The sequence below is a fragment of the Bradyrhizobium sp. URHD0069 genome, assembly GCF_000701345.1.
In the GTDB taxonomy this organism is placed as follows: domain Bacteria; phylum Pseudomonadota; class Alphaproteobacteria; order Rhizobiales; family Xanthobacteraceae; genus Bradyrhizobium.
This window is the reverse complement of the sequence record NZ_JNIJ01000010.1, coordinates 119,617-133,169: the sequence shown is the minus strand read 5'-3', so window position 1 is coordinate 133,169 and position 13,553 is coordinate 119,617. Positions and strand designations below refer to the sequence as shown.

Sequence of the window (13,553 nt, the reverse complement as noted above, 5' to 3'; positions counted from 1 at the left end):
AGACCTGCGCGGTGGTAACCTTGGATACGGAAGCCAACGAACGTTCCCTGCGCGCGACGCTTAGCGTCCGCGCGGCGCGCCGAACATCCGCGACAGCAGCCAGACCGGAATCACGATCACGGCGCCAAGCAGGAAGTAGCGCCACAACCAGTTGATGGCGTCGAAGCCGAGATCCCAGAGCCGCCGAAACAACAGCCGGATGCTGTTGACGATATTCCAGGGATCGAAGCCGATCGCAGCGAGCACCACGCCCACGAGAATCGACAGCAGGATCAGCCGAAATGCCACCGCCAGCGGCGAGCCTCCGAGAAAACGATAGAGGCCGTCACCGGCTGCCGGCAATTCTCGGGTGTCGTTGGGCATCGATGGTCTCCTGCGCGTGCTTGCGCACTCTAGAGCGCGATCAGCAAAAGTGGAAACCGGTTTTGCGTCCGATCGCGCTCTAAACAGTTAAAAGAGCGCATGATCTTATCGCCAAACCGCTCACACTTTGGCGGATCATGCGCGTACGGTGGAGGGCAGATGGGGAACCCGCCTGTCGGCGTCAATGGCCGCCTGCCGGCGCAGCGCCTTTTCCGTTCCGGTTCTCGGTCGGAACGGCGGCTCTATCTTTCTATTTTGGCGCGCTTTCGTCGTGCCAACCGCTGTCCACCCTGCATCAGGTGTGGGGCGGGCTTTCGCGGGACAACGCTACGCTTGAATTATTGCGTCGGTTTTCAGCATCCGCTCCAGGGTTTCCAGCCGGTCGGCCTCGCGCGGCGGCTTGTCCCAGCGCAGCCGGTTGATGCGCGGAAACCGCATCGCCACGCCGGATTTGTGCCGCGGCGAGCGTGCCAATCCCTCGAAGGCGACTTCCAGTACCAGCCCTTGGTCCGGCTCGTGTACCACATGCCGGACAGGTCCGAACTTTTCGGTGGTGTTGCGGCGCACGAAGCGGTCGATCTGCAGGAGTTCTTCGTCGGTGAAGCCGAAATAGGCCTTGCCGACCGGTACCAGCTGCTCGCCATTCTCGACCGTGGTCCAGACCCCGAACGTATAGTCCGAGTAATACGACGAGCGTTTGCCATGGCCGCGTTGCGCATACATCAGCACGGCGTCGATGATGTGCGGATCGCGCTTCCACTTCCACCATTGCCCTTTCGGGCGGCCCGGCAAATAGAGCGCGTCGCGGCGCTTGAGCATCACGCCTTCGACCGCCTCGGCATCTTCGCCTGCGCCGGCGCCGGCCGGATTTCGTCGTGCGGCGGTGAGCGCGTCCCAACTGTCGAAAGGAATCGTTGGCGACAGGTCGATCCTGGCATCGTCGAGTTTTGTGACAAAGGCCTCGAGCCGGGCGCGGCGTTCCTCGAACGGCAGCATGCGCAGATCGCTGTCGCCCTCGCCGAGTAGATCGTAGGCGCGCAAATGGATCGGATAATCCTTCATCAGTTTTTGTGAGACGACCTTGCGGTTGAGGCGCTGCTGCAGCACGTTGAAGGTTTGCACCCGGCCATCGCGAACCACCAGCAGCTCGCCGTCGATGGCGCCGGGCAAATGCAGCGACGGCAATAGATCGGGAAAACTCCTGGTAATGTCTTCGCCGCTGCGCGAATAGAGCCGCACCTGCATGTTGCCGCGCTCGTCGCGGCCGCTGACCGCCTGCACGCGAATGCCGTCCCATTTCCATTCCGCGATGAAATCGGCGGCATCGAGATTGGCAAAGTCCGTGTTCTCGATCGCATGCGCCAGCATCACTGGACGGAACGGCGTCGGATCGAGATTGACAGGCTTTTCCGCGCGGCCTTCCAGCCACGCGAACAGATCGAGGTAAGGCGGGCTGAGCCCCGGCCACATCAATTCGATATCGTGGGGGTCCTTGCCGCCGAGCTCGGCCGCGGCGGTCTTCGCCAGCCGCGCCGAGATCCCAATCCGCATCGCGCCGGTGACGAGTTTTAAGAGCGCCCAGCGGCCGGTCTCGTCCAACTCGTCGAGCCAGCGCGTGAGCTGTTTCGGCAGTTCGGTCTTGCCGAGCGTGCGCAGCGTGGTGACGACCTCGGTGAGGGTCGGCGGCGGAGGGTTGTTGTGGTGTCGTTGATCATCATGACCATCGTGTTCGCGATCGATCACCGATTTCGGCCACATCAGCGCAACCGTTTCCGAGAGATCGCCGACATAGTCATACGACAATGCGAACAGCACCGGATCGGTGCGGGCCGCAATGAGGTCGCGGATCAGCCCGGGCTTGGCATGCTTGAACGATAGCGCGCCGGTCAGCGCCGCGAGCGCGTAACCGCGGTCGGGGTCTTCGACCTCGCGGAAGTAACCGGTGATCAGCCGCAGTTTGTTGTTGCGGCCGGGCTCGTAGGAAAGCCGATCGAGCAGTTCGGCGAAACGGTTCATGCCTCGGCGTCCTCGCCTGCCGCCGTCGCGTCGCCTTCGTCCTCCTCGCCATAGCCGACCAGATCGAGCGGACGCGCGGCCAGCCCCTTGGCCGTGCACCAATGCACCAGCGCATCTTCCTGGCCATGGGTGACCCAGACCTCGCCTGCGCCGGTGGCGTCAATGGTCGCGGTCAGTCCGTCCCAATCGGCGTGATCCGAGATCACCAGCGGCAATTCGACGCCGCGCTGCCGTGCCCGCGCCCGCACCCGCATCCACCCCGATGCAAATGCCGTGACCGGATCGGGAAATCGCCGCGTCCAGATGTCTGAGGTGGCCGATGGCGGCGCCAGTGTGATGGTGCCGGCCAGATCGGCCTTCTTCATGCCTTTGATCAGGCGCAGCTCGCCCAGCGCCACGCCGCGGCTCTCATAGTAGCCGGTGATCTTTTCCATCGCGCCGTGCAGATAGATCGGCGCGTCGTAGCCGGCCTCACGCAAAAGTGCGATCACGCGCTGCGCCTTGCCGAGCGAATAGGCGCCGACTAGATGCGCCCGCTCCGGGAACAGCGCGACCGACGCCAACAACTTTCTGATTTCGTCCTCCGCGTTGCCGTGACGAAACACCGGCAAACCGAAAGTGGCCTCGGTGATGAACACGTCGCACGGCACCACCTCGAACGGCGCGCAGGTCGGGTCGGGCGCATCCTTGTAATCGCCGGAGGCGACGATGCAGGTGTCTTTGCAGGAAACCGCGATCTGCGCCGAGCCCAACACGTGACCTGCGGGATGAAATTTGATCCGGACGTCGCCGAGCCGCACTTGCTCGCCATAGGCGATGGCCTGCGTAGTGCCGGCGAAATGATCGCCGTAACGCAGCCGCATCATGTCGAGCGTCTCCCGGGTAGCCAGCACCGCGCCATGACCTGATCGGGCGTGGTCGGAATGGCCATGGGTGATCACGGCGCGCTCGACCGGCCGCACCGGATCGATATGGAAGCCGCCGGGCTTGCAGCACAGGCCGGCGGACACCGGCATCAGGATGTCTTGCGGACGCATCTCGGTTATATAGGGCTCCAGTGGAGCGATTTTTACCCGTCCTGCGTGGGCTTGACCCGCGCATCCATTTTCCGAAAGAATTCTTTTTTTATGAATTGCCGGATCATCCCGATCAAGTGGGGGACAGGCGTTCGGCGATGATGAATGTAGAGCCATGCCCGCCCGCCTATTCCTGTCCTCTGGCGATCTCGTTGCCGACCGCCGGTTCGATTTTGCGCGCGACCTGCAACTGAAAGGCGATCTTGCCGCCGCTGCCGATCTGTTGTTACAGGCGACCGAGCTGGCGCCCGGCTTTGCATCCGCCTGGTTCACGCTGGGAGAAATTCGCGGACAGCTCGGCGAGCGCGATGCGGCGATTGCTGCATTTCGGAAAGCGCAAGACGCCGATCCCGAGGATCGGCACGGCGCAAGCCTGCGGCTGACGCTGCTCGGTGCCGACAAACTCTCGGCGATGCCGCAGGCCTATGTGCGCGCGCTGTTCGATCAATACGCGCCGAGATTCGAGACGGCACTGGTCGACGATCTCGGCTATCGCGGTCCTGCGCTGTTATTCAAGGCCGTGCTGGCCGCCCGGCACGCGCTCCGCAGGCCCGCCTTTTTCAAGCGCGCCATCGACCTCGGCTGCGGTACGGGGCTAGCGGCCAGCGCGTTCGCCAGGGCGGTCGATCATTTCATCGGCGTCGATCTGTCGCCGCGCATGATCGAGAAGGCGCGCGCTACTGGTCTCTATGCGCAGCTCGAGGTCGCCGACATGTTGGAGGGCTTGCGGAGCAAGCCTGACGCCAGCGCCGATCTCGTTCTCGCCGCCGACGCCATGGTCTATCTCTCCGATCTCACGCCGTTGCTGCGTGAAGTGAAGCGCGTGCTGGTCGCCGGCGGCCTGCTGGCGTTCACGGTGGAGACGCATGGCGGCGACGCCGTCATTCTCGGTGAGGGGCTGCGTTATGCTCATAGCGCCGGCTATATGCGTTCATCGATCAGCGATGCCGGGTTTACGCTGTCACGGCTCGAGGATTTGTCGGCCCGCAATGAGGACAACGCGCCGGTGCCCGGCCTGGTGGTGGTTGCGACGAAAACTTGAGTCTGTATTCAACGGCAAGGACTGGGACATTTCCGACAAGCCGGTCACGGAATAGCCGATTCCCAAGGGGGGCGGAGCGATTTTGATCCGCCGCCGGCCTCGACGAAGCCGTCGTAACGGCTTAGGTCTTGGACTGTGCCGTCCCGCATCCTGCCCGCTTCCCCGGACGAAACAGCCGCGCTCCTGCCGGCGCATTTCCGTGCGTGGTTCGCCGCGCGCGGATGGTCGCCGCGCGAGCATCAGCTTGCGCTACTCGCAAAGGCCCGCGACGATCGTTCCGCCTTGCTGATTGCGCCCACCGGCGCCGGCAAGACGCTGGCGGGATTCCTGCCGACGCTGGTGGAGCTCAGCGCCATTCGGCCCACTTCGTCACCTTCCCGCTTATGGGGGAGGTCGACGCCCGAAGGGCTGCGGGAGGAGGGTGAACTCCACGCACCGAACGCTACGGCTTATCCGTCTCCCCGGCCCTCCCCCACAAGGGAAGAGGGAGCGCCGCCAGCGGGCGCGCAACGCAGCCGCGGGCTCCACACCCTCTACATCTCGCCGCTGAAAGCGCTCGCGGTCGATATCGCGCGCAACCTGGAAACGCCTGTTACCGAGATGGCGCTGCCGATCAAGGTCGAGACCCGCACCGGCGACACGCCCGTGTCGCGGCGGCAGCGGCAGCGGCGCTATCCGCCGGATATCCTGCTGACCACGCCAGAACAACTGGCGTTGTTGCTGTCGTCCGATGATGCGCCGTTTCTGTTCTCCTCGCTCCGGCGCATCGTACTCGACGAGCTGCATGCCCTCGTGACCTCGAAGCGCGGCGACTTGCTGTCGCTCGGGCTGGCGCGGCTGTGGCGGCTGGCGCCGCGGATGCGCTCCATCGGGCTGTCGGCGACGGTAGCGGAGCCGGAATCGTTGGCGCGGTTTCTGGTGCCACAGCGCGACGGTGCAAGCGAGGCTGCCGATATCGTGGTCGCCGGCGGCGCGGCGGCGCCGATTGTCGAGATGCTCGATACGCGCGAGCGGTTGCCATGGGCGGGCCACACCGCGCGCCATGCGCTCGGTGAAATTTACGACCTGATCAAGCGCAACAAGACCACGCTGGTTTTCGTCAACACCCGTAGCCAGGCCGAGATGCTGTTTCAGGATCTCTGGCGCATGAACGACGATGGTCTCGCAATCGCGCTGCATCAGGGCTCGCTGGATGTCGCGCAGCGCCGCAAGGTCGAGGACGCGATGGCGGCGGGAAGATTGCGCGGCGTGGTCTGCACCTCCTCGCTCGATCTCGGCGTCGACTGGGGCGACGTCGATCTCGTCATCAATGTCGGCGCGCCGAAGGGGGCGTCGAGGCTGATGCAGCGGATCGGCCGTGCCAACCACCGGATCGATGAAGCCTCGCGCGCGGTACTGGTGCCGGCCAATCGCTTCGAGGTGCTGGAATGCGCGGTTGCGATCGACGCGGTGGCGGAGAATGCGCAGGATACTCCGCCGCTGCGCACCGGCGCGCTCGATGTGCTGGCGCAGCACGTGCTCGGCTGCGCCTGCGGCGAGCCATTTCTGTCCGATCGGCTCTATGGCGAGGTGCTGACGGCCGCGCCCTACTCAAATCTCACACGAACCGATTTCGACGACGTGGTCGATTTCGTCGCCACCGGCGGCTATGCGCTGAAAACCTATGAGCGTTTCGCGCGCATCAAGCAGGACAAGAACGGCCGATGGCGGGTCGCCAATCCCCGGGTGCGACAAAGCTATCGCCTCAACGTCGGCACCATCGTCGAAGACACCATGCTGAAGGTGCGGCTGGTGCGCTCGCGCGGCGGCGGATCGGGATCGACCGGCGCGTTGGGACGCGGCGGCCGGATGCTCGGCGAGATCGAGGAAGCCTTTATCGAAGGCCTCGTTATTGGCGACACCTTCGTGTTCGGCGGCGAGGTGGTCCGCTATGAAGCGCTGGCGGAAGACAATGTCTATGTCTCGCGCGCCAACGACAAGGACGCGAAAGTGCCGTCCTATATGGGCGGCAAGTTTCCGCTCTCGACCTATCTCGCCGAGCGCGTTCGCAAATTGCTTGACGACAAGCGCGCCTGGGGCGGCTTGCCGGATCAGGTGCGCGACTGGTTATCGCTGCAAAGGGATATTTCACGCGTCCCCGGCGTGCGCGAACTTTTGGTGGAGACCTTTCCGCGAGCCAACAAGCACTACCTTGTCTGTTATCCCTTTGAAGGTAGGCTGGCGCACCAGACGCTCGGCATGTTGCTGACGCGGCGGATGGAACGCGCGCGGGTGCGGCCGCTGGGGTTCGTCGCCAATGAATATGCGCTGGCGGTATGGGGATTAGGGGATATGTCGTTCATGATCCGGCAGGGCCGGCTCGATCTCAACGCGCTGTTCGATCCGGACATGCTGGGCGACGACCTCGAAGCCTGGCTTGCGGAATCCGCGCTGATGAAACGCACCTTCCGCACCTGCGCGATCATCTCGGGATTGATCGCGCGGCGATTCACCGGGGAGGAAAAGACCAGGCGGCAGGTGCTGTTCTCGACCGATTTGATCTATGACGTGCTGCGCAAGCATCAGGCAGATCACGTGCTATTGCGCGCGGCGCGCGCCGATGCCGCGACCGGGCTGCTCGATCTTCGCCGCCTCGGTGATATGCTGTCGCGAATCCACGGGCGAATCATCCACAAGGAACTCGACCGGGTTTCGCCGCTGGCGGTGCCGGTGATGCTGGAAATCGGCCGCGAGTCAGTTTATGGCGAAGCATCCGACGAATTGCTGGCGGAAGCCGCCGACGAGCTCGTCAAAGAGGCGACTGGATAGACGGTGACGGCACGCGCGCAATCTATGCAAGACGAACCCGCTGCGCGCGTCACGACCGTCAATGTCGCGGGCGTGACCTTGGTCGCCGATCTCTCAGGCGCGCTGTTCTGGGAAGAGCAAAGCCTGCTTGTCGTCTCCGATCTGCATCTGGAAAAAGGCTCCAGCTTTGCAACGCGCGGCGTGCTGTTGCCGCCCTACGATACAGTCGCGACGCTGGGCCGACTTAGTGTGGTGATTGCGCGGCACGACCCGCGGATGGTGATTGCGCTCGGTGACAGTTTTCATGACCGCGACGCCCATGATCGGCTGTCGGTGGTGGATCGCGATGCCATCGCGGCGCTGCAGGCGCGGCGCGACTGGATCTGGATTTCGGGCAATCACGATCCGGCGCTGCCATCGGATCTCGGCGGACTGGTTGCCAGCGAGGTAGCTGTTGGCCCGATCGCGTTTCGTCATGAGCCGACCGGGGCGGCCGGCGAAATCGCCGGACATCTGCATCCGAAAGCGCGCGTGTCGACGCGCGGACGTTCGATGGAGCGGCGATGCTTTGCCTGCGACGGCGAACGCGCGGTGATGCCGGCGTTCGGTGCCTATACCGGCGGCCTCAGCATTCGCGACACGGCGTTTGCGAAAATATTCGGGACGCCCGGCTTCATGGCGCATGTGCTCGGCGACCGCCGGCTGCATACCATCGCCGCCTCGCGCTGCTATTGACTGCGCCGCCTCCACCTGCAGCGAACCTAGTCCTTGCGGAAGACGATCGAGGCCATCCACCCGGTCATCAGCGCCATGAATGCCGTGAACAGTCCATAGATGAAGCCGTTCTGACGGGCGGTGGTGGCGACGAACTGTTCAAAGCCGACCTTGACGATTTCAAACGCGCTTTCGGTCCGCGTCACCAGCGCGCCATTGGAAAACAGCTTGATCTCGACATCATAGGTGCCGATAGGCACTTCGGCCGGAAGCGGAATGCCGGTACGAAACAAGGTCGGGGTCAGGAATGTCACCGCGGAGGTCGCCTCGCGATAGAGGCCGTGTTCGGAGCGCAGCCGCACGAAGGCGCTGCGGAACGGATCGTTCGGCACCACGTCGGCATAGTCGGGCCCGACGCGCTGGGTGAGCAGCACATTGTTGAGACCGAGCTGCTGCCGCCGCTGCACTTCCGGAGACGCGATGGCGTCAAACGGCCGGTTGGAAAACAGTGCGAGATACGTCGGCACTTTCAGAAATTGCCGGTAATCGGTGTTGATCCAAATGCCGAATTTGCGCTCCTTGCGGCGCGTCACCATATCGGCGCGCGGGCCGGAGACGGTCACCACGAGATCGTAATTGGTACGGCTGGCCGGCGTGGACGCGTCCTTTTCGACCGAGCCGAACAGCACGAGTTCTTCGCCGGAATAGTTCGGCGTGACGGTGACCCGATGGTTCGAGACCGACACGATCAGCCGCTCCGCGCGCGCGGGGAAGACAGCGAAAATCGTGCTGAGCACCAGCACAGCGCCGAATGAGGTGCGCGCGTTCATGCGGCGCCTCCGAGTTCCCGAATAGTGAAGAGATCGTCAGGACGGATCACCAGCTCGATCGCGAAGCGGATTCCGACCGCAAGAATTAACAGCCCGAGCAATAGCCGCAGATGTTCGCCACGGATTTTCTGACCGGCGCGGGCGCCGAACTGCGCGCCGGTCACACCGCCGACCATCAGGATCAGCGCCAGCACGGCATCGACCAGATGATTGGTGACCGCGTGAAGCATGGTGGCGAACGCCATGGTCACCAGCGTCAGCACCATGGAGGTGCCGATCACGGTCGAGGTCGGCACCCGCAACAGATAGATCATAATCGGGATCAGGATGAAGCCGCCGCCGATGCCCATTACCGCGCCGATGAAGCCGATGACCACGCCAACGACCACGACCGGAATCACCGACAGATAGATCTTGGAGCGTTTGAACCGCATCTTCAACGGCAGTCCGTGGATCCAGCCGTGGCTCCCCGACCGGCGCATCGGAATAGCCACGCCGCGCCGTACGCGCAGTATCGCGCGCAGCCCTTCCCAGAACATCAGGGCGCCGACGGTGGAGAGCAGCACGACATAGGACAGCGCGATCATCAGATCGAGTTGGCCGAGCGAGCGTAAGAGCGTGAAGGTCCAGACGCCGAGCGCGGTGCCGATGGTGCCGCCGCACAATAACACCAGCGCCAGCGCCGGATCGATGGCGCGGCGGCGCCAGTAGGATATCGCGCCGGAAAACGACGAAGCCGCAATGTGGCTCGCGACCGAAGCGACCGCCACTGCGGGCGCGATGCCGACGAAGATCAACAGCGGGGTCATCAAAAACCCGCCGCCGATGCCGAACATGCCGGACACGAAACCTACGGCCGCGCCCATCGCCAGGATGAGGAAAACATTGACCGGAATGTCGGCGATCGGAAGGTAAAGCTGCACGCGCGTTCGCTTTGGAATTAGCCGTGAGGCTGGCCGAAACCGCTCACGGCATGGTTTCTAAATCGAGCGTCTTCCAGCCCGCTTTTTGCGGAATACGCGCGAGCGCGGATCAAATACCGCGCCCTTGCATAACCGAAATCGTCCGTCGGAGGGACTAAAGAATCCGCGGGCCAGTGGCTTTTTTGGCGCAACGCGTCATTCTAATGTGGTGAATGATTCAGATTAACGGGCGGCGGCCCGCTTGATCGAGGCCGGCTTCGCTGTGGGCTTTGCTACAGGCGGCTGGATCGGTGCGCTGTCCCATCCGCCGGTTGGGGTCGCCGCGTTGATAGCGTCATCGGGCTGGGATTCTGGCGTGAAGGTCTGGATCGCAAGCTTCGCCGCTGCAAGCGACTGGGCGTCGAGGCGCTTGGCGATGTCGTCACGTTTGCGCGCGGAGTCCGCGTCGCCCTGCGTCGCCGCCAGGCTGAACCATTTGAAGGACTCGGCGAGATTCTGTTCGACGCCGATGCCGCGGGCGTACAGGATGCCGAGGTTGAACTGGCTGTCGGCGACGCCGCGATCGGCCGCCTTGCGAAACCATTGCGCCGCGTTCTTGTAGTCGGCGCCCTTGCCGCCGCCGTCGGCATCGAGCACGGCCAGGTTATGCATCGCCTTGGCGTTTCCGCGCTCGGCGGCCTGCAGATAGTAGCGTCGCGCGATATCGACGTCCTTTTTCACGCTGAGGCCCTTTTCGTAGAGGGTCCCAAGCCTGAAGATCGCCGGCACCACGCCGGCTTGCGCGGCGCGGTCATACCATTTCGCCGCCTCGTCGAAATTCGAAGCGACGCCTTTGCCCTCGGCGAAGCGCACCCCGATCTCATAGGCCGCCGTGGGATCGCCCTTCAGCGCCGCCGCCCGCAGTACTGGGCCGCCGATCGCCTCCGGCAGCCTTTCGGTGTGCGGGACTTGCACGAGGCCGAGTTTTCGGCTGGCCGACGTGGCCTGCATGGCCGCAATCGTGCCGGTGATATCGCTGCCGGAGATAGACAAGGCGGCCAGCGCAGCCGTGGTCTGCGGAATAGCGACGGAAGCGGTGCCATCGGCGCCATTCGGTGCGGCGCTATTGAGCGATTGCCGCCCGATCGGTGTCGGCGAGGTCATCGAAGGCGCCACCGGAGCCGGCATCGCCGGCTTGGCTTTGTCATCAGCGGGCGATTGATCCGAAGATTGCGGCTCGCTCGAATTTTCCATCGCAGGCAGCGGCGGCGCGCTGCCGCTGTCGAGCAGCGTCATCGCCATCTTGAACGAGCCGAGCACGATCACGACCACGCTCGCGCCAACCAGCAGCGAGCGAATCTTGGACGTGATCGTCGATGGCTGCTTGGCCGTGTCGCTTGCGGATTTCAGTGAACCGCGCGCGGCTTTGTCGCCAGCCGGTGCGGCTTGCGCGGCCTGGGCGGCGCGGCGCGCTGCGGCGATGAAGCTTGATGTGCTGGCCGGCTCACGCGCGCTGGCCGGAATTTCACTGATGGCGCTTTCGGAAGCCGCAATGCGCTCCGATGGCGAAGCCGCCCGCCCGGTCGGCCGCGTTCCCGGTTCGAGGGGGTGATCGGGCGGCAGCTCCGGTTCGATTGCGGTGCGCGACGCCGTATGCGGCTCCAGAATTTCACTGATGGCCCTTGCCGCCACGGGCGCGGCAGCCGGCATCGATGGCGGTGCGGCTTGGAATTCCCGGGGGGCTGCAGCAAAATGCGCTTGTGCCGCCGCAGGATTCGGCAATTCAGGCTTTGGTTGCGGCGTCATCGCGACGCGGGGGACGGGCGTCTGCGGCGGAGCGACTTGAGGCGACGGCGTTTCCGGCTGCGGGGTAACCGGTGCGGTGCGGACTGCGCGCAGATCGCCTTCGATCATCGCCAGCCGATCGACCACGTGTCCGAGCGTGTTGTGAACGGCTTCGAGCGAATCCTGGGTGTTGCGATCGGTTTCCGACTGGTTGAAACGGATGTCGGACAATTCGCGCTTGACGATATCGACCAGGCCGCTGTCGGCCGGCTCGGCAGCGGCGCGGCTCCGCTCGACCGAGGCGGCAAAGATCGCGTGCTGGGTTTCGAGATGGCGCAGAATGTCCTGCAGCGCGCCCTCGACCCGTCCGAGGTTGCCGGTGCGGTGATCGGACGCTTCGAGGCGCTCGAGCAAATAGGATACGCGCTGTTCGAGGTGGGCGAATGCGGAAGCGCTGTCGTTGCCGACCGGCATGCGGTCGATGCGGTCGGACAGCGCGCGCAATGCGCTCTCGAGATGCTCGGTGCTCTCGCTGACCGCCGGCCGTTCGCGGCTTTCCAGGCTCGAGGTCAGTGCGGCGATGCGCTGTTCCAAGATCGCGAACGAATCGCCATGGCTCTCGGAGCGGGTAAGCTGGTCGACCTTGGACGACAGCGTGTGCACATCGTCGCTGAGCCGCGCCAGCGCGTCGTTGGAGGCGACGTTGGAGACGATCGTGCGGAGTGCGGCGATCGCGCCTTCCAACTGTTGGACCGTTGAGGGATCGTCGTTGGCGCGCACGATCAGATCCAGCTTGGCGCCAAGATTGCGGATTGCCTCGTCGTAGCCAGCCAGTTGCTCCGCAGGCGTCAGCGAACGCAACACTTCACGAATGTCGCTGAGCGCGCGCTCGATGCCGGCCAGCGCCTGGCCGTCGCTGCCGTTTTGGCGGGTCTCGTCAATGCGGCGGGACAGCGAGCGAATTTCGCTCTCGATCGATTCGATCGCCCGGCGCGGCATCGCTTCGGTAATAGCGTGACGAATTTCCGTCAGTTCCCTGCGGAACGCGGCGATCGATTGCTCGATGCCGTCGGGACGCTGCAATGCTTCGATTTGGCTTGTAATCTTGACCAGATGGCGCTCGAGCGTCGAAAAATCCGGACCCGCCGGCGCTGCCGGAGCCATCGCGGGCGGCGCCGGTGGCGGGCTGCGCGGCGGCATCGGCCGTGGCGCAGCATGATCAAGTTCGTTCTGGCGCGCAGCGATTTCTGCAATCGCGAAGTCAAGCGAGCCCGGGCTGAGCGGAGGAGAGGGGCGATAGACGTGGGCCGCCGCGCGCTCGACCATCTCGGCCTGGCGTTGCGGGTTCTGAACCTGAATTTGCTTCGCCGGCGCAGAGTTTGAGATCTGCGACAGGCGCGCATCGAGGCGCGAGATGGCATCGTTCAACTGCCGGGCGACGCCCGGCTCGCCACGCGGCGCATCGTTGCGCGGCGCGGGGCGCGAGATCTGTTCGATCTGCCGGGTGATCGAATCCAGCCGCTGGTGAATGTCCGCGACGTCCCGTGTCTGCTGGCCCGGCGGCATCGGCCGTTGATCCGGCGGCACGCGAAAATTGGGAGGCGTGGAATCGCCGATGGTGGAATTGAGCCAGTCGTTCAAGGACATTCCGGCACGGCGCGCGGCGGCCTCAGCCCGCTCGCGGACGGATGGATCGATGCTCTCAACACTCCACGATACGCGCGAATTCATGCTTTCGTCCGGTTTAGACTCCGGCGCGCTACCTGCGCCTTCGGCCTCCCCGCGCGTCCCCTGTTGAAGAGACAATCGAATTCCGCGCAGGTCGTCTGCCTCTGGCATCGACTTTTTCGTGTTACGGTAAATAACGGGTTAAGGAATTGGCCGGCTGCCGCTGAAAGTTGCCGCACCGACGAAATTGACCGGGTGGGGTCAGCGGCGGGCCGCCATCCGCGCCGGTCAACTTGTCGCAACCGCTGCCGGCCGGTTTCGGAACTGTTTAAGGTCTATTTTGGAATTGCGCGATTGCTGCGCTGCAAAA

9 protein-coding genes are annotated in these 13,553 nt (G+C 64.2%); 3 read left to right on the top strand and 6 right to left on the bottom strand.

Annotated elements, in window-relative coordinates:
- Positions 1-60: 60 nt before the first annotated feature.
- The 3 genes from N554_RS0104865 to N554_RS0104855 form a co-directional block, all read right to left on the bottom strand.
- On the bottom strand, positions 61-363 hold the full coding sequence (locus N554_RS0104865) for a DUF6460 domain-containing protein (RefSeq protein ID WP_029582452.1): 303 nt from the start codon (positions 361-363) through the stop codon (positions 61-63).
- A gap of 327 nt (positions 364-690) precedes the next feature.
- Positions 691-2,379: an ATP-dependent DNA ligase gene (locus N554_RS0104860; protein ID WP_029582451.1), complete on the bottom strand. Its 1,689-nt coding sequence runs from the start codon at positions 2,377-2,379 to the stop codon at positions 691-693.
- On the bottom strand, positions 2,376-3,416 hold the full coding sequence (locus N554_RS0104855; RefSeq protein WP_029582450.1) for a ligase-associated DNA damage response exonuclease: 1,041 nt from the start codon (positions 3,414-3,416) through the stop codon (positions 2,376-2,378). The genes N554_RS0104860 and N554_RS0104855 overlap by 4 nt, the downstream gene beginning before the upstream one ends.
- Before the next feature lie 154 nt (positions 3,417-3,570).
- Between N554_RS0104855 and N554_RS0104850 the strand changes: the two genes are divergently transcribed.
- The 3 genes from N554_RS0104850 to pdeM all read left to right on the top strand — a co-directional run bounded on the left by N554_RS0104850 (position 3,571) and on the right by pdeM (position 8,019).
- Complete coding sequence (locus tag N554_RS0104850; protein WP_029582449.1) at positions 3,571-4,497, top strand: class I SAM-dependent DNA methyltransferase; 927 nt, start codon at positions 3,571-3,573, stop codon at positions 4,495-4,497.
- Between the two features lie 135 nt (positions 4,498-4,632).
- The gene (locus tag N554_RS0104845) at positions 4,633-7,305 is read left to right on the top strand and encodes a ligase-associated DNA damage response DEXH box helicase (RefSeq protein ID WP_029582448.1); all 2,673 of its coding nucleotides are present in this window, start codon (positions 4,633-4,635) and stop codon (positions 7,303-7,305) included.
- Between the two features lie 24 nt (positions 7,306-7,329).
- On the top strand, positions 7,330-8,019 hold the full coding sequence (gene pdeM, locus N554_RS0104840; RefSeq protein WP_029582447.1) for a ligase-associated DNA damage response endonuclease PdeM: 690 nt from the start codon (positions 7,330-7,332) through the stop codon (positions 8,017-8,019).
- Between the two features lie 26 nt (positions 8,020-8,045).
- On the opposite strand, the gene N554_RS0104835 is transcribed toward pdeM, so the two are convergent.
- The 3 genes from N554_RS0104835 to N554_RS0104825 form a co-directional block, all read right to left on the bottom strand.
- A complete protein-coding gene (locus N554_RS0104835) occupies positions 8,046-8,828 on the bottom strand; it encodes a TIGR02186 family protein (protein WP_029582446.1) in 783 nt (260 codons plus the stop codon).
- Positions 8,825-9,751, bottom strand: coding sequence for a sulfite exporter TauE/SafE family protein (locus tag N554_RS0104830; protein ID WP_029582445.1), 927 nt, complete (start codon positions 9,749-9,751; stop codon positions 8,825-8,827). The genes N554_RS0104835 and N554_RS0104830 overlap by 4 nt, the downstream gene beginning before the upstream one ends.
- A gap of 222 nt (positions 9,752-9,973) precedes the next feature.
- Positions 9,974-13,246, bottom strand: a complete 3,273-nt coding sequence (locus tag N554_RS0104825; RefSeq protein WP_029582444.1) for an SEL1-like repeat protein — start codon at positions 13,244-13,246, stop codon at positions 9,974-9,976.
- Between the last annotated feature and the right edge of the window lie 307 nt (positions 13,247-13,553).